This is a genomic window from Bradyrhizobium sp. SHOUNA76 (assembly GCF_023006445.1).
Taxonomy (GTDB): domain Bacteria; phylum Pseudomonadota; class Alphaproteobacteria; order Rhizobiales; family Xanthobacteraceae; genus Bradyrhizobium.
In genome coordinates this window covers 1-21,571 of record NZ_JALBHA010000058.1, presented here as the reverse complement: position 1 = coordinate 21,571, position 21,571 = coordinate 1, and the positions used below count along the sequence as shown (strand labels likewise).

The 21,571-nt window shown below is 64.3% G+C and carries 19 protein-coding genes, 1 tRNA gene and 2 pseudogenes; 6 read left to right on the top strand and 16 right to left on the bottom strand.

The genetic code is table 11. The annotated features are described in order from the left end of the window. The 4 genes and pseudogenes from MOV74_RS10230 to MOV74_RS10215 all read right to left on the bottom strand — a co-directional run. A pseudogene (locus tag MOV74_RS10230) lies at positions 1-248 on the bottom strand (ABC transporter permease); the annotation flags it as partial. After that, positions 241-1,014: an ABC transporter ATP-binding protein gene (locus MOV74_RS10225; RefSeq protein WP_246921007.1), complete on the bottom strand. Its 774-nt coding sequence runs from the start codon at positions 1,012-1,014 to the stop codon at positions 241-243. The gene MOV74_RS10225 and the pseudogene MOV74_RS10230, both read right to left, overlap by 8 nt. Before the next feature lie 157 nt (positions 1,015-1,171). Continuing rightward, positions 1,172-2,176, bottom strand: coding sequence for an ABC transporter substrate-binding protein (locus tag MOV74_RS10220; protein ID WP_246921004.1), 1,005 nt, complete (start codon positions 2,174-2,176; stop codon positions 1,172-1,174). Positions 2,177-2,212: 36 nt separating this feature from the next. Continuing rightward, on the bottom strand, positions 2,213-3,580 hold the full coding sequence (locus MOV74_RS10215) for an FAD-dependent oxidoreductase (RefSeq protein WP_246921001.1): 1,368 nt from the start codon (positions 3,578-3,580) through the stop codon (positions 2,213-2,215). 111 nt (positions 3,581-3,691) lie between these two features. Here MOV74_RS10215 and MOV74_RS10210 point away from each other — a divergent pair, with 111 nt between their 5' ends. Beyond that, positions 3,692-4,576: a LysR family transcriptional regulator gene (locus MOV74_RS10210; protein ID WP_246920999.1), complete on the top strand. Its 885-nt coding sequence runs from the start codon at positions 3,692-3,694 to the stop codon at positions 4,574-4,576. Between the two features lie 206 nt (positions 4,577-4,782). After that, on the top strand, positions 4,783-5,049 hold the full coding sequence (locus MOV74_RS10205; RefSeq protein WP_246920996.1) for a hypothetical protein: 267 nt from the start codon (positions 4,783-4,785) through the stop codon (positions 5,047-5,049). 3 nt (positions 5,050-5,052) lie between these two features. Here MOV74_RS10205 and MOV74_RS10200 read toward each other — a convergent pair whose 3' ends face one another. Further along, the gene (locus tag MOV74_RS10200) at positions 5,053-5,853 is read right to left on the bottom strand and encodes an enoyl-CoA hydratase-related protein (RefSeq protein ID WP_246920995.1); all 801 of its coding nucleotides are present in this window, start codon (positions 5,851-5,853) and stop codon (positions 5,053-5,055) included. Between the two features lie 152 nt (positions 5,854-6,005). Here MOV74_RS10200 and MOV74_RS10195 point away from each other — a divergent pair, with 152 nt between their 5' ends. Beyond that, complete coding sequence (locus MOV74_RS10195) at positions 6,006-6,980, top strand: ketopantoate reductase family protein (RefSeq protein ID WP_309486791.1); 975 nt, start codon at positions 6,006-6,008, stop codon at positions 6,978-6,980. 3 nt (positions 6,981-6,983) lie between these two features. Here the strand turns inward: MOV74_RS10195 and MOV74_RS10190 are convergent, their stop codons facing one another. Beyond that, positions 6,984-7,661 carry an alpha/beta family hydrolase gene (locus MOV74_RS10190; RefSeq protein WP_246920993.1) on the bottom strand — a complete coding sequence of 226 codons (678 nt, stop codon included), beginning with the start codon at positions 7,659-7,661 and terminating at the stop codon, positions 6,984-6,986. Between the two features lie 126 nt (positions 7,662-7,787). Here MOV74_RS10190 and MOV74_RS10185 point away from each other — a divergent pair, with 126 nt between their 5' ends. Next, on the top strand, positions 7,788-8,933 hold the full coding sequence (locus tag MOV74_RS10185; protein WP_246920992.1) for an acyl-CoA dehydrogenase family protein: 1,146 nt from the start codon (positions 7,788-7,790) through the stop codon (positions 8,931-8,933). A 12-nt stretch (positions 8,934-8,945) separates the two neighbouring features. Here the strand turns inward: MOV74_RS10185 and MOV74_RS10180 are convergent, their stop codons facing one another. The 9 genes from MOV74_RS10180 to MOV74_RS10140 all read right to left on the bottom strand — a co-directional run bounded on the left by MOV74_RS10180 (position 8,946) and on the right by MOV74_RS10140 (position 18,799). Beyond that, positions 8,946-10,085 carry an amidohydrolase/deacetylase family metallohydrolase gene (locus MOV74_RS10180; protein WP_246920990.1) on the bottom strand — a complete coding sequence of 380 codons (1,140 nt, stop codon included), beginning with the start codon at positions 10,083-10,085 and terminating at the stop codon, positions 8,946-8,948. A 175-nt stretch (positions 10,086-10,260) separates the two neighbouring features. After that, on the bottom strand, positions 10,261-10,983 hold the full coding sequence (locus tag MOV74_RS10175) for a DUF2569 family protein (protein WP_246920987.1): 723 nt from the start codon (positions 10,981-10,983) through the stop codon (positions 10,261-10,263). Positions 10,984-11,374: 391 nt separating this feature from the next. Continuing rightward, entirely contained in the window at positions 11,375-13,936 is a 2,562-nt protein-coding gene (locus MOV74_RS10170; protein ID WP_246920984.1) for an Ig-like domain-containing protein, read from the bottom strand. A 592-nt stretch (positions 13,937-14,528) separates the two neighbouring features. Then, positions 14,529-14,605, bottom strand: a tRNA-Arg gene (locus MOV74_RS10165). Between the two features lie 97 nt (positions 14,606-14,702). Then, positions 14,703-15,659 carry a tripartite tricarboxylate transporter substrate-binding protein gene (locus MOV74_RS10160; RefSeq protein ID WP_246920981.1) on the bottom strand — a complete coding sequence of 319 codons (957 nt, stop codon included), beginning with the start codon at positions 15,657-15,659 and terminating at the stop codon, positions 14,703-14,705. 44 nt (positions 15,660-15,703) lie between these two features. Then, positions 15,704-16,075: a dimethylsulfonioproprionate lyase family protein gene (locus tag MOV74_RS10155; protein WP_094890889.1), complete on the bottom strand. Its 372-nt coding sequence runs from the start codon at positions 16,073-16,075 to the stop codon at positions 15,704-15,706. A gap of 22 nt (positions 16,076-16,097) precedes the next feature. Further along, on the bottom strand, positions 16,098-16,574 hold the full coding sequence (locus tag MOV74_RS10150) for a hypothetical protein (protein WP_246920978.1): 477 nt from the start codon (positions 16,572-16,574) through the stop codon (positions 16,098-16,100). Positions 16,575-16,623: 49 nt separating this feature from the next. Next, complete coding sequence (locus tag MOV74_RS10145; protein WP_246920975.1) at positions 16,624-17,262, bottom strand: RraA family protein; 639 nt, start codon at positions 17,260-17,262, stop codon at positions 16,624-16,626. Between the two features lie 19 nt (positions 17,263-17,281). After that, positions 17,282-18,799 (bottom strand): AMP-binding protein, encoded by a 1,518-nt coding sequence (locus MOV74_RS10140; RefSeq protein WP_246920973.1) that lies wholly within the window; start codon positions 18,797-18,799, stop codon positions 17,282-17,284. A gap of 230 nt (positions 18,800-19,029) precedes the next feature. Between MOV74_RS10140 and MOV74_RS10135 the strand changes: the two genes are divergently transcribed. Further along, positions 19,030-19,653: a hypothetical protein gene (locus MOV74_RS10135; protein WP_246920970.1), complete on the top strand. Its 624-nt coding sequence runs from the start codon at positions 19,030-19,032 to the stop codon at positions 19,651-19,653. Between the two features lie 465 nt (positions 19,654-20,118). On the opposite strand, the gene MOV74_RS10130 is transcribed toward MOV74_RS10135, so the two are convergent. Next, positions 20,119-21,126 (bottom strand): 2-dehydropantoate 2-reductase, encoded by a 1,008-nt coding sequence (locus MOV74_RS10130; RefSeq protein WP_246920968.1) that lies wholly within the window; start codon positions 21,124-21,126, stop codon positions 20,119-20,121. Between the two features lie 163 nt (positions 21,127-21,289). On the opposite strand from MOV74_RS10130, the pseudogene MOV74_RS10125 reads away from it, so the two are divergent. After that, positions 21,290-21,571: pseudogene (locus MOV74_RS10125) on the top strand (hypothetical protein); the annotation flags it as partial.

Below are 21,571 nucleotides of genomic sequence, written 5' to 3'. Positions count from 1 at the left end.
GACAAATGTTGCCACAGCGCGCCCGAGATCGCGAGCTGGTAGATCGCGCGCGCAATTGCGAGGGGCGTTGGCAGGAACAGCGCATTGACGAGGCCCACGCTGCCAGCGGCCTGCCAGATCGCGATGACGAGGGCGAGCGCGATCCAGCCGCCGAACCTGCTCGACGCGGGCACGAAGCCGGCGCCGCGAAAGCGGACGCGCCTTGTCGCGGTGTCCTTCGCGCTTTCGCCCGGCGCGCGATCAAGCATGCTGGACCTCGCGCTCGGCATCGATCGCCTCATTGCGGATCAGCGACCAGATCTGGTTCTGCAGCGCCAGCAGTTTTTCGCGTGCCGCAGCTTCACCGCGTGCCGTGCGCGTCATCGGCACGGTCACGACCTCGCGGATGCGGCCAGGCCTGCGCGACAGCACCACGATGCGGTCGGCGAGCCGCGCCGCCTCTTCCAGATTATGGGTGACATAGACCGCGCCCATGCCGCCATCGGCGAGCAGGCGGACGAAATCCTCCATCAGCAATTCGCGGGTCTGCGAATCCAGCGCCGACAACGGCTCATCCATCAGCAGAATGGCGGGCCTCACCGCGAGCGCGCGCGCAATGCCGACGCGCTGGCGCATGCCGCCGGAGAGCTGCTTTGGATAGGTTTTGCGGAAATCGGTCAGGCTCGTGCGGCGCAAGGCGTCGTCGACCAGCGCGCGGCGCTGCGCGGCCGAAAGCTGGGTGTGCAGCAGCGGGAATTCGACGTTCTCCTCCACCGTCGCCCAGGGCAGCAGCGCAAAATCCTGGAACACGAAGGTCAGCGGATTGAGACTGTCCGCCGGCGGCGAGCCGCGCAGCTCAGGCGCGCCCGAGGTCGGCTGCAACAGCCCGCCGAGGATCGACAGCAGCGTGCTCTTCCCGCAGCCGGAGGGTCCAACGATCGCCACCACCTCGCCGGCGCTGACGGTGAAGGAGACATCGTCGAGCACGGCGAGATCGCCGAAGCGATGGGTGATGTGGTTGGCGATCAGGTCCATCTCACGTCCTTTACCGTGATCCGTCACCCTGAGGTGCCGTAGCGAAGCGGAGGCCTCGAAGGGCGACGGCCCCGCTACAGCCGGGCCGTGCATCCTTCGAGGCTCGCTTCGCTCGCACCTCAGGATGACGGGGAGAGAGGGGAGCTCGCAACATCGATCAATCCGCCTTCACATAATCCTTGGCGATGATCGCATCCGCGTCAAAGCCCTTGTCCGCGAATCCCTGCTCCTGGAGCCATTTGATCTGGTTGTCGACGTTCTTCACGTCAAGCTTACCGTCGGGATCGATATAGGCGCAGTTGCCGACCACCTGCTCGAGCGGGAGATTGGTGTACTTTGCGATGATCTCCAGCAGCGGCTTGGTCTTGTCGTTGATCGGCGCCACGCCGTCCTTCATCGCGGCGAGGATGACGTCGTGATATTCGCGATCCGCCTTGGCGAGCGCGCCGAGAAGTTTTGTCACCAACACCTTGTTGGTCAGCGTCTTCGGCGAGGCGAACACCGCACCGAGCTGCCACGGCGTCTCGTCGCCGACCCAGCCCAGGAACTTCGCCCCGCCCTCGTCCATGAGCTTCCGCGCCGTGGAGATCGGCAGCAGCGCCGCATCGACGGTCTCGCCCTTCAGCGCAGCCGCCGCATTCGACAGCGATTGCAGCGGCACGATCTTCACCTCAGAGAGCTTGAAGCCGTATTTGTCGGCGAGCAGGCCGAGCGAATAATGAAAGCTTGATCCGACCTGCGTCATCGCCACGCGCTTGCCCGCGAGATCCTTTGGCGTCTTCAGCCCGGCGGCATAGGCGTTGTTGCTGGCGAAATAGCCGATCAGGGGATAGCCGGCCTTCTCACGGCTCATGCCGCCGATCACCTTCAGCGTGCCCTTGCCCGCGAGGTTGTAGAGACCTGCCGTGAAGGCGGTGATGCCGAAATCGACGTCGCCCGAGGTGGTGGCGACCGCGATCGGCTGCGCCGCGTCGAAGAATTTCAGCTCGACCTCCAGGCCGGCCTCGCGGAAATAGCCCTTGTCCTGCGCGATGAAGACGGGCGCGGAGGACGACAGGCGCAGCACGCCGATCTTGGCCTTGAGCGCGTCTTCGGCCCGGGCCGTGCCCATTGCCATGATCGCCAAAAGACTGGCTGCCGCGAGCCGCGCAATCCCGATCATCCCGTTTCCTCCCTCGTCGTTTCTCTCAGCAGTCCGTTACAGGCCCTCAGGGACGGGCTGATCCCGGCCGATGAAGGCGCCCTGTTGTTTCAACGTTTCCTGCAATTTTTCAACGGGGATGTCACGTGGGATCCTGTTTCCGGACAGCGCCAGCGCCGCGGCGGAACCGGCGGCCTCGCCCATCACGAAACAGGCACCGGAAACCCGTGCCGCCGACTGGCCCTCATGGGTCATCGAGGCACAGCGGCCGGCGACCAGGAGATTATCGACGCCTTCGGGCACCAGCATCCGGTACGGCAGCTCGTTGTAACCCCGCGATTCCGGGATCGGCGGGAAGGTGAAGACGACGTCTCCGGGCACGTGGGCCTCGATCGGCCAGCCATTGACGCCGATGGAATCCGTAAACGAAGCGCAGCCAAGCACGTCCTCGCCGCTGAGCTGGTAGCCGCCCTTGATGCGGCGCGTCTCGCGGATGCCGAGCTGCGGCGGCAGATCGACGATGTAGGACTTTTCAAAGCCCGGGACAGCGCTGCGCAGGAATTCGAACGCGGCAAGCGCCTGCTTGCGGCCCTCGATCTCGCCGCGGGTGAGATCGTCGGGCTCGACGCCGTTGATAGCGTGGCCATCCGCGCGCGCCACCTGCGTGAAGTTCACCCGCCATTCAATGCCGGATTTCTGCGGTCGCACGATCGCGCTTTTCCGCGGGAATTTATGCGTGCCGGCTGCGGTGGCTTTCTCCATCAATTGCGGGATCGTCCGCCACGCTTCGCCGGCCTTGTCAGGGTCGACGCCGTTGAGGCGGAGCATCATCGATGGATACAGCGGATGGCCGTGTTCGTCGCCGATCTCGAACGGCGCACCGGCCCAGACCGCGAGGTCGCCGTCGCCGGAGCAATCGATGAAGATCTCCGATCGCACCGCCCGCCGGCCGGCCTTGGTCTCGACCATCAGCGCGTCGATGCGGCTGTCATCGTTCATCACGACACCGGCGCCGAGCGCATGGAAGAGGATGTGCACCTTGTGACTGGCGAGAAGCTCGTCGGCCGCGATCTTGTAGGCGGCGGTGTCATAGGCCTGGGCGAAGACCTTGCCGAGGATCAGATGCGGCGTGTTGAGGCCGCCCAGCCGATCGATCCGCGCCAGCAGCTCCGACGCCATGCCCTGCACCAGCCGACGATGCTCGCCATGGACATTGCCATGCAGGCCGCAGAAATTGGTGACGCCGGCCGCGGTGCCCATGCCGCCGAGAAAGCCGTAGCGCTCGATCAGCAGCGTCTTCCGCCCGGCGCGCGCGCATGAAGCCGCCGCGATGATGCCGGCGGGACCGCCGCCGAGCACGACGACTTCGTATTCGCCATAGAGCGGCACCTGTCGTGCCGGTTCTTCGATCATTGTGGCCCGCATGGCGCGTCCGCTCCCGAAATCTCTTGCTTGGCGCCGACTATGAATTAACGCGGACGGAGCTACAATCCACCAAAATACGCGATCAGCTTTCGCGAATCGAGAAAGGTCGACATGGACATCCTGGTGAACCTGCAGGCCTTCCTCGCCACCGCGGACGCGGCTGGCTTCTCCGCCGCCGCGCGAAAGCTCGATGTCTCCACCTCGGTCGTGGCCAAGCGCGTCACGCAGCTGGAGGCGCGGATCGGCACGCCGCTGTTTCACCGCTCGACGAGACAGCTGCGCCTGACCGAAGCCGGACAGCGTTACGTGCATCGTGCCCGCGGCGTTGTGACTGACGCCACCGACCTGCTCTCGCGCATGGGCGAGAAGGGCCACGATCTCGTCGATCACCTCCGCATCAAGGCGCCGACCTCGCTGACGGTGGCACGGCTCGCCGACGCCTTCAGCGCGTTCCAGACCGAGAATCCCAGGCTCAAGCTCGATATCGTACTGATCGATCGCCCGGTCGATCCCGTGACCGAAGGCTTCGATATCGCGATCGGCGCTTTCCCGCATTCGTTCGGCGGCGTAATCGACGAACCGCTCTGCGCGCTGAAGCGGCTGCTCTGCGCCTCGCCGGCATACTTGAAGAAGCATGGCACGCCAAAACATCCGCGCGATCTCGTCGAGCATCGCTGCCTCAGCTTCCTGCCGACCGGCCCGGAATGGGTCTTCGACGGACCGCGCGGGCGCATCAGCATCCAGGTCACCCCGCTGCTCTCCTCCAACGAGGGACACGTGCTGGCGCGCAGCGCCATCGCGGGTAACGGCATCGCGCTGCTCTCGCATTATCTCGTTGCCGATGCCTTGCGCGAGGGCACGCTCAAGCCGGTGCTGCGCGAGTTTCCGATACCGGAATTATGGGTGAAGGCCGCGATCCCCGAGCGGCGACGCAATGCCGCCGCGGTGCAGGCGCTGCTGACACTGCTGAAAACGTCGCTAGCACCGTCGCTGTAGGCTGTGCCACGCCGTTGTCGCAAGATCGAGGTTGCTCTGACAGAGCGGACCTGAGAGAAGGACCGCCAAGCTCCGCTGTCATCGCGCCCGGCTTGACCGGGCGATCCAGTATTCCAGAGACGTCGAGCGCATACGGAGCAGCCGCGGCGTACTGGGTCGCCCGGTCAAGCCGGGCGACGACAAGCAACTTCGTTCAACGAATGGATATGCCACTCTTGAAGTTCTCTCTCCCCGCCCTGCTCGCCCTCGCGATCTCCGTCACTCCCGCCGCAGCCGTGGAGCAGAACTGCCGCTTCATTCAGGCCAAGGCCGAGCGCGAGGCCTGCTACAAGCGGCAGGAGGAAGAGCTCGCAGCGAAGCGCAAGCCGGCCGCGCCCACCAACGATGGCACGACGCTCGAAACGCTGCGCCAGATGCGACAGGACGACGACGCGGTCTATCGCAGCATCAACAACATCTGCCGCGGCTGTTGAGCCTCAGCTTTTCGCACCCCAATTCCCGGCCCGCTTCTCGGCGAATGAGGCCAGCCCTTCCGCGGCCTCCGCGCTCTGGCGCTTGAGTGAGTGCAGGTGCACCAGCCGCGTGTAGGCGGCATCGTCCACCGCCATGCCGCCGAACGAGCTCTCCAGCGCGAGGCGCTTGGTCTCGGCCATCGCGTCCGGTCCGTTGGCGAGCAATTGCTCGACCACCTTGCGGCCTGCGGCCTCGAGTTCGGCGAGCGGCACCACCTCGTGGACGAGACCGATGCGGCGGGCGTCCTCGGCGCCAAAACGCTCGCCGGTCAGCGCGTAACGGCGGACTTGCCGGACACCAATGGCATCGCAGAGCTGCGGGATGATGATCGCGGCCGTCAGGCCCCAGCGCACCTCGGTGATGGAGAACAGCGCATTGTCCGCGGCAATCACGACATCGCAGGCCGCGATCACGCCGGTGCCGCCGCCAAAGCAGCCGCCCTGCACCAGCGCCACCGTCGGGATCGGCAAGGTGTTGAGCCGCTGCACGGCCTCGAAGGTCGCACGCGACGCCGCCTCGTTCGCCTCCGCCGATTGCGGGCGCACGCCGTTGATCCATTTCAGGTCGGCGCCGGCCTGGAAATGCTTGCCGTTGCCCCGGAGCACGACGACGCGCAAGGCCGGCTTCGTGGCGAGATCGTCCATGGCCGCGAGCACGCCCGCGATCAGCGCGCCGTCATAGGCGTTGTTGACCTCCGGCCGGTTCAACGTGACGGTCGCAACCCCACGCTCATCAAGGGTCCACAGGACGGGGCTGGCAGTCATCGGCGATCCTCCGGTCAGTTGCTTGGCACGCACTATGGCCGAGGCAACGCGTCCCGATCCATATCTTTCCAGCGTGGGGCGGCCGCGTCCATCGCATGGCGGCTTGTGTCATGCTGCCGCCCGATGGCACCCAGGGACAGGACGGAATCATTATGCGCATCTGCATTTTCGGCGCGGGCGCCGTCGGCAGCCACATCGCGGTCAGGCTGGCACGCGCCGGTCATGAGGTCTCGTGCGTCATGCGTGGGGCGCATCTCGAGGCGGTGCGCGCAGGCGGCCTCAAGCTGCGCGTCGGCGATTCCGAGGTCAGCGCCAAGGTGAACGCCTCCGGCGATACGGCGCAGCTCGGCCCGCAGGACGTCGTGATCTCGACGCTAAAGGCAACCGCGCTGCCGGGGCTGGTGTCCAGCATCAAGCCACTGCTCCAGGACGATACCGCCATCGTGTTTGCGCAAAACGGCATTCCCTGGTGGTACGGGATCGGCCTGCCGCCGCGGCATCCGACGCCACCGGACATTTCCTTCCTCGACCCCGGCGGGCGCCTGCGCGCCTGCATCCCGAAGGAGCGGATCATCGGCGGCGTCGTCTTCTCCTCCAACGAGGTGACCGCGCCCGGAATCGTGCACAACCTCACCCCGGACCGCAACCGTCTGCTGATCGGCGAATGCGACGACCGCAATTGCGAGCGGATCACCAAGCTGCGCGGCGTCTTCAACGATGCCCGGCTGGAATCGCCGCCGGTCGCCGAGATCCGCGAGGCGATCTGGTCAAAGCTGCTGACCAACATGTCGCTCTCGGTGCTGTGCCTGCTCACCGGCCAGACCGCGCGCGGCGTACGCGACGATCCGGCGTTTACCGACGTCATTCCACGCATGCTGAACGAGGCCAACGACATCGCCCAGCACTTCATTCCCGAGGTCAAGCGCGTGACGCGGAGCGGCCCCGCCCCCAACCACAAGCCCTCACTGCTGCAGGATTACGAGCTTGGCCGCGCCATGGAGATCGACGTGCTGGTCAGGGCCCCCGCCGCTTTCGCGCGCACGGCCGGCCTGTCGACCCCGACGCTCGACCTGATCGCGGCGCTGGCGATCCAGAAGGCGCGCGACAAGGGGCTCTATTCCGCGTGAGCTTCAGGCGAGCCCGTCGATCCAGGCCACGAGCGTGTCGAGGACTTCGGTCAGTGCCTCCTCAGAGGTGCGGCCGGATTTCTTCAGCACCGCGAAGGAATGATCGCCGCCTTCGACCTCATGCAAGGTCGCCTTCGGCCCGAGCGCTGCGATGACGGGCTTGAGATAGCTGAGGTCAGCGAGCTCATCGCGCGTGCCCTGCAGGAACAGCATGGGGATCGCAATGCCCGCGAGATGCTCGGCCCGCTCGGACGACGGCTTCTTGGCCGCATGCAGGGGAAAGCCGAGGAAGGCTAGCCCTTTCACGCCTGCCAGCGGCGCTTGCGACTGCGCCTGCGAAGTCATGCGCCCGCCGAACGATTTTCCGCCCGCGACGAGCAGCACGCCGGGGCAAAGCCGCGCCGCCTCCTCGACCGCCACGCGGATGGCGGCATGCGCGACCGCTGGCTGGTCGGGACGTCCCTTCTTTTCTTCCATGTAGGGAAAATTGAAGCGGAACGTCGCAATGCCGCGTTCCGCGAGGCCCACTGCGACCTTGTCCATGAAGGAATGGCGCATGTCGGCGCCCGCGCCGTGCGCCAGCACGTAGCAGGCGCGTGCGTTGTCAGGCTGCGTCAAGATCGCGGAGACGGTGCCGATACGCGCGATGTCGAGCTTGAGCTCTTTTGTTTTGCCAGCCACAATCAACCATCCCGACAGAAGCTGTTACGATCGCCTTGGTAGCGTCACCGGTGCAGCCTGAAAACACAATAATTGCCGCAGCTAGCTGGCCTACCAAGCCGGAACGCCGTATCAACCGAGGTGACCATGTCCTACCGCTCCTCCTGGATGACCGAAGAGCTCGATGTCTTCCGCGACCAGTTCCGGAAATATCTTGCCAAGGATTTGGCGCCGCACGCCGAGAAATGGCGCGAGCAGAAGATGGTCGACCGCTTCGCCTGGCGCGGGCTCGGCGAGATGGGCGCGCTGCTGTCGAGCGTGCCGGAGGAATATGGCGGCCTGGGTGCCACCTTCGCCTATGACGCCGCGGTGCTGGACGATCTCGAGAGCACGGTGCCGGAGCTGACGACCGGCGTCTCCGTGCACAGCGCCATCGTCGCGCATTACATCCTCAATTACGGCTCCGAGGAGCAGAAGAAGCGCTGGCTGCCGAAGATGGCCTCAGGCGAGATGGTCGGCGCCATCGCCATGACCGAACCCGGCACCGGCTCGGATCTTCAAGCCGTGAAGACCACGGCGAAGAAGCAGGGCAATTCCTACGTCATCAACGGCCAGAAGACGTTCATCACCAACGGCCAGGCCGCCGATCTCGTCATCGTGGTCGCGCGCACCGGCGATGCCGGGGCAAAAGGCATCTCGCTGATCGTGGTCGAGACCGCAGGCGCGGACGGCTACAAGCGCGGCCGCAACCTCGACAAGATCGGCCTGCACGCCTCCGACACCTCGGAACTGTTCTTCGACAATGTCACGGTGCCGCCGGAAAACCTGCTCGGCAAGGAGGAAGGCCAGGGTTTTGTCCAGCTCATGCAACAATTGCCGCAGGAGCGGCTCGCGCTCGCGGTCGGCGCCGTCGCCGCGATGGAGCGGGCGATCAAGCTCACCACAGAGTACACCAAGGAACGCAAGGCGTTCGGCAAGCCGCTGATGGATTTCCAGAACACCGCCTTCAAGCTCGCCGAGCGCAAGACCGAGGCGATGATCGCGCGCGTCTTCGTCGACTGGTGCATCGAGCAGCTGGTCGCCGGGGACCTCGACACCGTCACGGCGTCGATGGCGAAATATTGGTGCTCGGAGAAGCAGGTCGAGACCGCCGATGAATGCCTCCAGCTGTTCGGCGGCTATGGCTACATGCAGGAATACCCGATCTCGCGCATCTTCATCGATTCCCGCATCCAGAAGATCTATGGCGGCACCAACGAGATCATGAAGCTATTGATCGCGAGGTCGCTGTAATCAGGTCGCCGCTCAATTCGGATGCCACCAGCAGCCGCCGATGACGACGCCCTCGGAGACGATCTTGCGGTCGCCGATCAGATGCTCGCCGACGACGTCCTCATAGTCGAACTGGCCTTGCCTGACCGTAACAAGCGTGGCGTCGCCGACGCTGCCGGGCTTGAGGCTGCCGAGTTCGGGACGGCGCAGCGCCATCGCGGCATTCTCCGTCGAGGCGGCGATCACATCGGACAGCTCCATGCCCATGCACAGGAATTTCGACATGGTCGTGACCTGATCGAAGGCGGGGCCGTCGATGCAGAGCTGGTGGATATCAGAGGAAATCGTGTCCGGATAGAAGCCGTTCGCGAGCATGGCACGCGCGGTCTTGAACGCGAACGAGCCCTTGCCGTGGCCGATGTCGAACAGCACGCCGCGCTCGCGCGCATCCAGCACCGCCTTCTTCACCGTGCCTTGCGCGGTCGCCGGCGTATTAGGGAACGGACGGAACGCGTGGGTCAGCACGTCGCCAGGCCGCAGACGTGCCAGCACCTCCTCATAGCTCGGCGGCGGATGGTCGATATGCGCCATCAGGGGCATGCCGACCTCGTCGGCAACCTCTAGCGCAATATCGAGCGGCACCGTTCCCGACGTGCCCGAGGAGTGCAAGCCGACGCGCACCTTGATGCCGACGATGAGATCGCGGTTGGCATCGGCCACCTTGGCCGCCTCGATCGGATTCATCAGCCGCAGCTCCTCGCTCTCGCCGACCATGATCCGGTGCGAGAAGCCGAAAATGCCGGCATGCGAGACGTGCAGATAGGCGAGGATGCGGACCTGGCTCGGCTCGATCACATGCTTGCGGAAGCCCGCGAAATTGCCGGGCCCGGCGCTGCCGGTATCGACCGCCGTGGTGACGCCGGAGAGACGGCAGAATTCCTCGGCATCGATGCCGAGCGACGTGCCGCCCCAATAGACATGGGTGTGCAGATCGATCAGTCCCGGCGTCACGATGTATTTCGAGACATCGCGCACATCCGTGCCGGGATCGGCCTTGAGCCCGGTACCGATAGCGGCGACCTTGCCACCCGAAAATGCGACATCCGTCACGGCATCGAGCTTCTGGGAGGGGTCAACCACGCGGCCACCGCGCAGGATCAAGTCGAAAGGCATCATGGTCTCCGGATAGGGGCAGGCACGGGCCGGCTGGAAGATGCGCTACCGGTCCGGGCATCTGTTAGCAATTTTCGCGCCGACGAGGCAAATCAGCCGCGGTCGGCGCCTGTTGAACCTGCGATCCGGCCTCGGCGCCTCCCGCTTCAGCCGCTCCAGCGCATCGTAACGTGGCTTATTTCGTGAACGTAGTCGCGACCCTACGGGAGCGAAGCACGTACGTTATCCAGACCGTGGCACTCACCGCACCGACAATTGTTTGTCCGACCTGTCGAGCTTCGATGACGAAAAAATCGCCGAAAGGACGATCCAGGGCGGCGGAAAAGAACGATGCGACGCAGAGGAGATCGACGTAGGGCATCAGCACCGCGCAGATCATCTGCACGATGAAGAAGGCTGGAAACCTGCGAGAATGTCTGAACAGGAGCACCGCTGTCCAGATCGCGAAGCCGATCATGGCGGCGTTTATCAGCATTTCACTCCAGATGACCGTCGGAAACTGCGTCCAGACCTCGTCGGTGATCGACTGCACATATTGTCCGACGCTGAAGACGAGGCGCATGATGCCCAACACCTGGCCGATCGCCAGAAGCGCGAGCCAGCCGGTGATGCCGGACCATTCGGGCTGGGCATCCTTGAACACAGTAGCATCTTCTGCGGGAACGGCAGGCTCGCCAATGGCCTGAACTTGCGGGGATGCCGGAGGTAGCGGCGACGGCTGAAAAAGCTGCAGCGCGATCTCGCGCACCTCCTCGACCGGTTTCCAGTCCGCGGAGCCGTGCTGCCAGACCATCACACGCCCAGGGTCGGCGATACCAGCGAGGAGCGGAAGCAGTTCAGAAATCGAGAACGGGCCGTGCTGCTGTCCGCCGTCCGCGTAGTACCATAAATCCGTCATGCAAATGCCCCTGCACCCGGCGTAATTCTAACCGACTGTCAGCACACGTCACGATAGAATTCATTGGTCGGAATTCCAGCACTGCGCGCGCATGGGGACGCGTAGCTGTCGATTAATGGGGATCCCGGGAAGACCCGAACTTCCGACCTACAGTTTAAGAAGCCCTTGGCGGGGTATAATGAGTGTCCGCTCCGACCGAGTCCCTTCAAGGCCGGCTGCCATGCGTTCATGGCCCGCTCTGCGCGATTGCGCGTCGGCTGCAGTGGGATTCGATAATGAGATTCGCAGGCGGGGATCACCCCGCCGTCCAACTTCAGTCGTGGCCTTGTCGGAGGATCCCCCAAGGGATCCTCCGACACAGTTGAGACTGGTCTGTTTGGTTGGCCGTTCCTTACGCGAAGTGGAAGTCGTGGCTGTTCAGCTTGTCGAGTTGCGTGTTCTTCAGCGTGAGGCTGTCGCTCCCCGCCGCGATGACGACGTCGTGGCCTGACTGGGCCGCGTGGGAGAGAACGCTCGCAAAGCTGTCGAACACGCTCTTGCTGAACTCGATCGTGTCGTGAGCCGGTCCACGGGCAGCGAAGTCCTTGATGACGTCCTGGCCGAAGTTCGACGCAAACGTGAACGTATCCGCACCCGCTTTGCCCACCATGACATCGTTGCCGGTGGTGCCGGTCAGCGTGTTGCTGCGGCCCGAGCCGATGATCGCCTCGCCCGAGCTGGTTCCGACCACATGGCCTGTGGTGTCGACCTGCTCCGCGGTAAAGGCGTGGGACTTGCCCGACAGGTCGGAGGTCTGGAAGCTCCACTTGCCGTCGGCACCCGTCGTGGCCGAACCGACCGAGGTCGTGCCGTCATACAGCTTGATCTCGCTGTTGGGATCGGCCGTGCCCTTGATCGTCGCGGTGTGATCCCAGTGCGGGCGCACATTGGTAACTTCGACGGATGAGGTGTCCTTGGTGCCGCCATGCGAGCCAATCGGCGGATCGATCGGCTGCGACAAAGCGCTGGTGTTGCCGGCCGCGTCAGTGGCCGTCGCGGTGAAGGTGTGGGACCCGTGCTTGAGATTCGGGGTCGTCACACTCCAGTCGCCGTCACTTGCAACGGTCGTCGTGCCGAGCAGGGTCGTGCCCTCATAGAGCTTGATCGAGCTCCCAGCCTCCGCCGTACCGGATACCGTTGCGCGGTTATGCGTGGTTGGATCGCTCAACAGGACGGGAGCATCGGGGGCAGCGCTATCCACCGTGACATCCAACGCAGTCGATGCCTTGCTGGTGACACCAGAGACCGTGTCGGTTGCGGTGAAGCTGTGCTTGCCGTCCGGCAGTGCGACGGTCGTGTAGTGCCACGCTCCGTTTGCATCCGCCGTGGCGGTGCCGAGCTGGGTCGTGCCGTCGAGCACTTTGACCGTGCTGTTGGCAGCTGCAGTCCCCGCCAGGGTCACCGTTTTGTCGCTGGTGATGTGATCACCGGCGGTGCCGGTATCGCTGGAGAACGAGGCGATCTTCGGCGCAGCGGGCGGTGTCGGGGTCGGGGTCGGGGTCGATGTGCCCGTACCCGACGTCCCTGTACCGGATGTGCCCGTGCCGGAGGTACCCGTACCGGACGAACCCGACGATGGGATGACGGAATCGAAAGCCGCGGATGGGGCACTTACGTTGCCCGCGACGTCAGTCGCGGTCGCCGTGAGAGCGTGCGTACCTGCCGCCAGAGCGGCGGTTGTCACCGCCCACGCCCCGCTTGCGTTGGTCGTTGCGGTACCGACCTGCGTCGTGCCGTCATACACCTTTATCGTGCTGTTCGCCTCGGCATTCCCGGATGCGACCACATGATTGCTGCTATCGACAGTATCGCTGGCGACCGTCGGCGCCGCCGGCGCCTTGGTATCGACAGTGACCGCCAGTGCAGCCGACGCCACGCTGGTCTGGCCGGACGAGTTGGTCGCGGTCGCCGTCAGCGTGTGCTTCGCGTCACTCAGGACCTGGGTGATGTAATCCCAGCTGCCGGTCGAAGTCGCAGTCGTCGAACCAACCTGGGTCGAACCGTCATAGACCTTAACGATGCTGCCTGCGGCAGCGGTCCCGTGCAGGCTGACCTTGTTGACGTCGGTGATGCCGTCGCCAGTCTTGCCCGTATCGGGTGACCAGGATGAGATGGTCGGCGCTGCCGGGACAGCGGGGGTTGAGGGGGGCGTTGTCGGAGACGTCTGCCATCCCGTGCCCAGTTCGTCGTTGTTCGACAGGACGGGCGTGTTGCCCTTGAAGTAATAGTACCCCCACTTGCCCTCACCAAGCTCGTTGTTGGTGAACGAGACTCCGGAAATCTTGTCGGTGCTGCTGAAGCTGCCATCGGAGTAAAGGGTGTAGCCGCCCCCCGCAAGATAGTTGCCGTCCACCTGAATGTTGGAAACCGGACCGAAGTCATTATTGATCATCACGGCCGAGACGTAGCTGTTCTCGTTGATGACCGTGTTGTGCCGAATGACGACGTCTGAAACGCCGCCGTCGATCTCGATACCATCGTAATGCGGACCACCCAATGACGTGCCGAGACGCACATCCGGCGCATTCATGGCGTGGATGTAATTGTCCTGGACGAGGCTCGCCCCGGTGACAATGATACCATTCTCCACGTCATGGATATCGTTGCGCAGGAATGTGCCGGAACCGACGATGCCGTTCGCGCCATCAGGGCTACTTCCGACGTTTAGAATTTCGCAATCCTTGACGACAGTTCCTGTAATGCCATCCTTGATCCAGATGCCTGTCCAATCGCTGGACGTGATGCGGCTATTCTGAATCGTGACGTTATCGGCCAGGACCGAAATCGTGCCTTTGACATCGAGAGCGTCGATGACGGTACCAGCCTTAGTGACAGTCACGTCGCCCGATGCAGTCAGGATAACGCCATCAGGAAGCCCGGTGCTATTCGCGTCTGGAAATCCAGCAATTGCCATGTTTGTTCATCCCCTGAGCAATGCACGCGCAGACTGAGTTCATGCGCGTGGTGTTTCGATACGTCGCGGCTCAGTCCAACTTGACTTGGTTCTTTGCCGCCCCATCAGGAGCGTGTTCGAATTCGCACGCGCCTTTTTTGAGACGATTCATTGACCCGAGGATGGAGTTTTTAAATCGCGCAGCCGCAGTTCCTGCCGCCGCCCAAATTAAATATTATCGCCGAACTGAAAACTCATGATGATGATTTAATTTCGATCGGCTCGCCATTTAAATTGGCGACGCCCTGTGGTCTCCGCCACTCACGATATTTATTGCGTCCTACGTCGCAGGCCCTCACTTCGCCAAATCACCAACGACGGCTGCACGCACGAGTCGGCGCCGCCGCCTACAAGGACGTCGCGGACGCCTGCTCGAACCTCGTCTCTCGGAACGAGAATTATTTCCGCGGATTTTCGATAGATCTGCCGAGGGCCGTCTAGCCACGCGACCATGGCATCCGGCGTGCCGCCTCAAGCATACCCGCGGCCGCATGCCTGCAGTCGGCGGGGAGTGGCGGCAGGACACTCATTACTGGCAAGAGACTACAAAGACTGGCGATCCCGGGAAGACTCGAACTTCCGACCTACGGTTTAGGAAACCGTCGCTCTATCCGGCTGAGCTACGGGACCGCGGAACCCGCTCGTCGGCGGGTTGCCTTGAGGCGTTCATATCAAAGCGGCGACGGGACCGGAAGCCCTCCGCGCCGCGATTGCGGGAGTCTGCCGGCTATGCCCTGATATTATTGTCCTTCACGACCTTGCCCCAATAGGCGACCTGCTTGTCGAAGAAGGTCTTGAAGGCGGCACCGTCCTGGAGCAGCAGCGTCATGTGCTGCGTCTCCTTCAGCTGGGTGGCGGTCGCAGGTTCGCTCAGGATCTCCTTGGACGCTGCCGCGAAGGCTGCGACGATGTCCGGCGGCGTGCCTGCGGGGGCGAAGATGCCCCACCAGGCCAGCGTCTCGAAGTCCGGAAAGCCTGCCTCGATCGCGGTCTGAGTATCAGGCAGGGCCGGCAGCCGCTCGCGGCCGAGCTGCAGGATCGGACGCAGCATGTTGGTGCCGAGCTGGGCGGCGACCAGCGCCGCCGAGCCCGCGATGAGATCGACATGACCGCCGAGCACGTCGTTCATCGCCGGCCCACCGCCGCGATAGGGCACGTGCATGATCTCGACGCCGGCCTTGCTGCCGAGCACGGTCATGGCGAGATGGCCAAGCGTGCCGATGCCGACGGAGGCATATTTCACCGCACCGGGCGTCGCCTTGCAGGCCGCCACGACGTCGGCAAAGCTCTTATAAGGACGGTCGGCACCTGCCGCGATCACGTAAGGCGCGGTGCCGATCAGCAGGACCGGCATCAGCTCGCGCTCGACATCGACCGGCGGCTTGTCGAGGATGGACGGAATCACCGCGTGGGAATCGAAGGTGACCAGGAAGGTCGAGCCGTCCGCCGGGCTCTTGGCGACTTGCGCCGCACCGAGCGCGCCCGCGGCGCCGGACTTGTTCTCGACCACGACGATGCGGCCAAGCCTGGTTTGCAGATTGCTCTGGAGCAGTCGCGCCATCGCATCGGTCGATCCGCCCGGCGGAAACGGCACCACCAGCGTGATCTTGCCGGCCTGCGCCGCCGCCGGCGCCATCGCGAGGATGGCCGGTGCGGCCAACAGCGTGCGTCGTGTGATTGTCATGGTCCCCTCCCTTGTGTTGCGCCCGGCTGTTGCTCTTTGGCGCTTCAGGTCGTGCCGAAACCCGACCCGGCTTTTTTGTATTCTGGCCGAGGCGGGCTGAAGATGTCCAGCACCCGGGCGCCGTCGGGGCCGGCGCGCATCGTGTGCGGTACATTGCCCGGGGTGCGCCAGAAATCGCCCTTCTTCACGGCAATCTCCTCGTCACCCTGGACGCGGATGGCGGAGCCGTCGAGCAGCACGCCCCATTGCTCCTCGGGATGATGGTGCAGCGTGCCTTGCGCATGCGGCGCCAGCGTCACCACCGACAGCATCGCCTGCTCGCCGGAGAAGATGCGCGTGGTCACCCCCGCCGCGAGCTCGCGGAAGAGCCCGTCGCTGGGATCGTCGATGTTGTGAAATTCTTCCTTCTGGCTCACGCCCTTCTCCCTTCTGCGTTCATTATGCGGCAGACTGGCTCACGACAGTCAGAAGCCGATCTTTGAACTCGCCCTTCAAGGTCACGTATACGCTGGACCAACGCCCAGCCTTGTAGTCGCAGCCGCCTTTCGGACAATAGTCCTTATCGTGATGGTCGCCACTAAGAACGCCAAACAGGGTCATTCGATTGTCGCGCATGCGAAACAGGGCGCTACCGGACGCCCCAACTTCAAACTCGCAGTTCGTTTCAAATATCGACCAGTCCCTGACCTCGCGCACCTGACACTCCTGCATCGTCTTGTTGAACTGCCCGTACTTGTCCTTCTTTCCCGTGGCTTCGATATCATAACCGACGACCGCCAGAACACGCTCCAGCTCGGCCAGAATTTCCGTCCGTTCGTAGATCTCGCAAGGCGTCACTTCCGCGGGAAACGCGAGTTTTGCGACAGCCCAATCGCTGACGACCGCTCTTGGGGCAGCATCCGCGCAGGTGCCCATCCATAGGGCCGCCGATAAAGGAATGATCCGCCTCTAAGCCGCGCTTGGCTCAGGACTTGCCATACGACCCCTGGTAACGGCCCTCGCGGATCGCCTTCAATGTCTCCTCCTCGCGCGCGACCTGGGCGCGGACGGCGTCCAGCAGCGCGGCGGCACCCGCGGCAGGAAACGACACCACGCCGTCCTCATCGCCGACGACGATGTCGCCGGGCGCAATCACGCTGCCGCCGATCGTCACGGGCACGTTGATCTCGCCGGGACCGTTCTTGTAGGGGCCGCGGTGAATCACCGCGCGGGCATAGCAGGGAAAGTCGTCGGCTGCGAAGGCCGCGACATCGCGGATCGCGCCGTCGATGACGTAGCCTTCCGCTTTGCGCCATTGCGCGATGTTCTTCATGATCTCGCCGACCAGCGCGCGCGTCTCGTCACCGCCGCCATCGACCACGATGACGTCGCCGGGACCGACCAGTTCGAGCGCGCGGTGGATCGCGAGATTGTCGCCCGGTCGGGTACGCACCGTGAAGGCCGCGCCAACCAGCTTGCCACCGCGGTGATAGGGTTTCAGGCCCACCGCGCCCGGCAGCCGGGCGAGATTGTCTGAAATGACCGAGGTCGGTGCATTCCGAAAGCCCTCGATGATCTCGGCCGGCGGCTTCGGCACGCTGTTCGCAGCGATCGTGATCGTCATATCCTTCGGTCCTTCCTTCTTACTCGGCGTGCGCCCGCGCTTTCGCCGGCCAAATCCGGAAGGCGCGCCCTTCCTTCAACCACGCTGCGCGCTCATCGCGCAACAGCGTGCGGCGGACCTTGCCGGAATCATCGCGCGGCGGGGCGCTGACGATCTCGAAGCTCTCGGGATGCTTGTAGCGGCTGAGCCTGTCCTTCAGGAAGTCCGCCATGCTGTCGGCGATGGTCTGGCCATCGGCATCGTCCTCGGGCTCGATGATGACATGCACGCGCTGGCCCAATTCCGGATCGGGCAATCCCACCACCACGCAGGACCGCACGCCGGGGCACGCGGAGACCGCGGCCTCGACCTCGGCCGGATAGATGTTGGCGCCGCCGCGCAGCACCATGTCGGCGAGGCGGTCACCGAGATAGAGATAGCCGTCCGCATCCAGCCGGCCGATGTCGCCGAGCGACTCCCAGCCATCACTGCGGCGCTTCGGCTCGGCGCCGAGATAGTGATAGGTGGCGTCCTTGCCGTCATTGTTGAGGAAATAGATCTCGCCGGTCTCACCGGGCGCGACGTCGTTGCCGTCCTCGCCGATGATGCGAAGGCGCGCCGTCTCGCCGATCTTGCCGACCGAGCCCTTGTGCGTGAGCCATTCCGTGCCTGAGATGATGCAGGCGCCCTGCCGCTCGGTGCCGCCATAGAGCTCCCATATCCTGTCAGCCCCGAGCCAGGCGATCCAGTTCTCCTTCAGCCAGGGCGGCATCGGCGCTGCCATGTGGAAAACGGTCTGCAGGCTCGACAGATCGTAGGCATTGCGCACGCTCTCCGGCAGCGCCCAGATCCGGTGCATCATGGTCGGCACGAAATTGACCCATTGCACGCGCTCGCGCTCGATCTGCCGCAACGTCTCCTCGGCATCGAACTTGACGAGACCCGTGAGCTGGCCGCCTGTGAACAGCGCGTAATGCGACACGATGAACGGCGCATTGTGATAGAGCGGACCGGGATTGAGCAGCGAGGCGCCGACGGGCATGTTGAGAGGCGGGGCGGCGACAGTGTCGGTCACCGCCGGATGATGGTCGAGGATCACCTTCGGACGCCCGGTCGAGCCGCCTGAGGTCATGGCCTTCCAGTAGCGTGCCACCGGCGGATTGAGCGGCTCGTCCGAAAACCCTTGCGGCACGAAATCAGCCGGGAGACGGTTCGGCGCGTTCCAGTCGGCCTCGCCGCCGACAACCAGCGCCGGCTTCAGAATGTCGAGTACGGCGGCGGCTTCGCCGCGCGGCAGCCGCCATGACAGTGAGGTCGGCGTCGCCCCGCACTTCCACACCGCGAAGGAGGTCTCGAAGAACGCGTTGCCGTTGGGCAATCCGATCGCAACGAAATCGCCGGGCTTGACGCCCTTGGCCGAGAACGCCCGCGCGCGCCGGTTGGCACCGCGCTCGAGCTCGTCCCATGTCAGCGCGTCCTGCCCATGGCGGACGGCGATCGTGCCGGGTGGTTTGCGCTCAGCGTACCAGCGCGGCACGTCGGACAGGGGCAGCAACATCAGGTGTTTCCATTTCGTTTTCTTGGCGTCGCCTCGGATGAGGCGGTCGCGGGGCGAAGTGTAGCAGCCGGCCAGCGCGACGCTGTGACTCCTGCGCCACGTCAAGCACAAAATGTCAGCATCACAGCCATGAATTTCCCGGGTTCCATGGGTGACAAGCCGGCGATAAAGAGGCAAAAATCTGGCTCGACTCAGTTCGGGTTGAGTTTTGCAAGGAATGCTCTCGTAGAATGTCGTCCCTGATTGCATTGCGTCGTGCGGTGCTCCTTCTCGTTGCCGCAGCAGGATGTCTTCTGCTGACGCTACCGCATGTCCAGGCGCAATGGTGGAAGCGCGCGCCGGTCGACTTCGAGGAATGCGCCGACGCCGCCGAGAAGGCCGCGACCAAGGCCGAGAAGACATCCGCGCTTGCCAACTGCAACGCCAAGTTTGCCGGCCGCCGCAAGCCAGGCGGCGGTTATTCCTATTACGACTTCCTGCAGGATCGCACCTTCGACATCGCCGGGCCCAACCCGACGCCGGAGGAGCAGAAGAAGATCGACGAAGCCTATACCGCCTATCTCGCCAAAGAGCGGCGCAGTAACGAAGCCGCCCAGGCAACCGCGCGCCAACAGCGCGAGCAGCAGGAGCAACAGGCGCGGCAACTGCAACAGGTCGCATTGCGAACCGACGTCGAGCGCGTGCCTATCCCCGCCGAGCGACCGAAGGTGCAGCAGACCGTAGGTCAGCGGCCGAAGGGCGCAACCTGCACCAAGGGCTCGTTCTCCTGCGAATGGCCGCGGCTATCGGAAAGCTTGAACGATCTGAAGAAGCTGTTCAACCCGACCCCGAGCAAGCCGGCGAAGAAGAGCTGAGTTTTCTCGCACCGACTTGTAGGGTGGGCAAAGGCGCGCGCTTCGCGCGCCGTGCCCACCACTCCGGCAAGACAAAGTACGATGGTGGGCACGCTTCGCTTTGCCCACCCTACAAACTCTGCAGCCGTCATTGCGAGCGCAGCGAAGCATTCCAGAGTCTTTCCGCGGCGGGATTCTGGATTGCTTCGCTGCGCTCGCAATGACGAGTTGGATGGAGATCAACTCCCACCCTCAGTTCGTGCGCCTCTTCTTGCTGTGCCTCGGTTTGACCACCGGCGCCGTCGCGGGCTCGCTAACTGTCGGCGAACTGCCCAACTGCGACCGGCTCTCCTGCAATCGCCTATCATAACCGGGAGAGTTCAAGACCGTCGGCGGCCTCGCGTGAGCGAGCGTCGATGCGCCGCAGAACGCGGCAAGCGCGAGCCCGATTACAAAACCACGCTTCATCACGTTCCTCCCTCGCACTCAAGCCACGCCGCGGATCTGCGGCGGCGTCAGACGCGGCGGTCCGTTGCCGGCCGCCTCGGCTTGCTTGATCAGCGCAACAATGCGGCGCATCAGCGGCACCTCGACATGGCTTTGCTCGGCGAGCGCGATGACTGCGCCCTGGAGATAGTCGATCTCGGTCTTGCGGCCCTGTTTCAGGTCCTGCCACATCGAGGAGCGCGCCTCGGGATCGATCTTCATGGTTCGTCCCAGGATCGCGTTGAAGATCATGTCGGGGAGCCGCAGCAAGGCGGGCGTCCAGTTCATCGGGATCGGCGTCGCCGAGACCGGCGCGATACCGGCGGCCTTCAGCGCGGCGAGCCCCTCGGCCATCTGGTCCGCGAACAGCCTGCGCCAGTCGCGGTTGGCCAGTTGCGCGGCGAGCGGCATGTCGGACAGCGCGCTGAGCGCATTGTTCAGATTGATGATCAGCTTGCCCCATTGCACGCCGGTGATGTCGCCGCTCGCGCGCATGGCAAGGCCGGGCACCGAGAGCGCCGCCGCCGTGTTCTCGGCATCCTCGCCGATATGGATGTCGCCGGAGGTCGAGCGATGGAAGCGTCCCTCGCCCATTGCAATCACGTTGAACGGCACCATACCGGCGAGCACGCGGCGGCGGCCGAGCCGCTCGCGCAGCACCGCGACATTGCCGACGCCGTTCTGAAGCGAGACGATGACGGCATCCTCGGGCGCATGCTGTGCGATCTGGTCCGCGACATCGGCGGTGTCGGCGCTCTTCACCGTGACCAGCACGATGCCCGCGCTGTGGAAGATCGAAGGATCCTCCGACAGCGCGAGCTGGCCCGCACCGAGCTTCTTCTCGGAGCCGTCGAAATCGGTCAACCGCAGGCCGAACCGCTCGATCTCGGTCTTCATCCGCGGCCGCACCAGCAGCGCGACGCGGCGGCCCGCGGTCGCCAGCATGCCGCCGACGAAGCAGCCGATGGCACCCGCGCCGGCCAACACGATCGGTCGATCCGTCATCACCTGGCCTTGCTCCCTGAACGACCCGCCCTCGATAGCAGAGGCGAGACCGGCTGCCCATCACGTCGCATCCGCCTTGTAACCGTCATGAGAGCCTCATATGTTTTTGCCCCGGGGGGCAGTCAGCGGCGAGCGCTCGCCGAACGAGACGCCAAAGGAGAGCACCATGGGTCTACTCGACGTCCTCAACGGCATGCAGAACGGCCCCCGCGGCCCCTCTACGCCGAGCTCCGAGAAATCCTCCGGCGGCATGTCGCCGATGACCATGGCGTTGCTCGGCCTGCTCGCGTGGAAAGCGTTCAAGCACATGACCGGGAACCAGTCCGGCACGGCACCGCAACCGTCGCCGACGCCCGCCCCTCCGCCGGTGAACGTGAACACCGCCGACAGCGGCGGACTTGGCGGTCTCGGAGGCCTGCTCAAAGGCGGGCTCGGCGGCTTGCTCGCC

Excerpts from the sequence above, each read along its gene's own strand:
- MOV74_RS10145 (WP_246920975.1), bottom strand. The coding sequence starts at position 17,262 with ATGACGATCACGATCGCTGCGAACAGCGTGCCGAAGCCGCCGGCCGAG.
- MOV74_RS10135 (WP_246920970.1), top strand. The coding sequence starts at position 19,030 with ATGTCGTCCCTGATTGCATTGCGTCGTGCGGTGCTCCTTCTCGTTGCC.
- MOV74_RS10220 (WP_246921004.1), bottom strand. The coding sequence starts at position 2,176 with ATGATCGGGATTGCGCGGCTCGCGGCAGCCAGTCTTTTGGCGATCATG.
- MOV74_RS10175 (WP_246920987.1), bottom strand. The coding sequence starts at position 10,983 with ATGACGGATTTATGGTACTACGCGGACGGCGGACAGCAGCACGGCCCG.
- MOV74_RS10185 (WP_246920992.1), top strand. The coding sequence starts at position 7,788 with ATGTCCTACCGCTCCTCCTGGATGACCGAAGAGCTCGATGTCTTCCGC.
- MOV74_RS10195 (WP_309486791.1), top strand. The coding sequence starts at position 6,006 with ATGCGCATCTGCATTTTCGGCGCGGGCGCCGTCGGCAGCCACATCGCG.
- MOV74_RS10180 (WP_246920990.1), bottom strand. The coding sequence starts at position 10,085 with ATGCCTTTCGACTTGATCCTGCGCGGTGGCCGCGTGGTTGACCCCTCC.
- MOV74_RS10140 (WP_246920973.1), bottom strand. The coding sequence starts at position 18,799 with ATGTTGCTGCCCCTGTCCGACGTGCCGCGCTGGTACGCTGAGCGCAAA.
- MOV74_RS10170 (WP_246920984.1), bottom strand. The coding sequence starts at position 13,936 with ATGGCAATTGCTGGATTTCCAGACGCGAATAGCACCGGGCTTCCTGAT.
- MOV74_RS10160 (WP_246920981.1), bottom strand. The coding sequence starts at position 15,659 with ATGACAATCACACGACGCACGCTGTTGGCCGCACCGGCCATCCTCGCG.
- MOV74_RS10225 (WP_246921007.1), bottom strand. The coding sequence starts at position 1,014 with ATGGACCTGATCGCCAACCACATCACCCATCGCTTCGGCGATCTCGCC.
- MOV74_RS10215 (WP_246921001.1), bottom strand. The coding sequence starts at position 3,580 with ATGCGGGCCACAATGATCGAAGAACCGGCACGACAGGTGCCGCTCTAT.
- MOV74_RS10200 (WP_246920995.1), bottom strand. The coding sequence starts at position 5,853 with ATGACTGCCAGCCCCGTCCTGTGGACCCTTGATGAGCGTGGGGTTGCG.
- MOV74_RS10205 (WP_246920996.1), top strand. The coding sequence starts at position 4,783 with ATGCCACTCTTGAAGTTCTCTCTCCCCGCCCTGCTCGCCCTCGCGATC.
- MOV74_RS10150 (WP_246920978.1), bottom strand. The coding sequence starts at position 16,574 with ATGGGCACCTGCGCGGATGCTGCCCCAAGAGCGGTCGTCAGCGATTGG.
- MOV74_RS10210 (WP_246920999.1), top strand. The coding sequence starts at position 3,692 with ATGGACATCCTGGTGAACCTGCAGGCCTTCCTCGCCACCGCGGACGCG.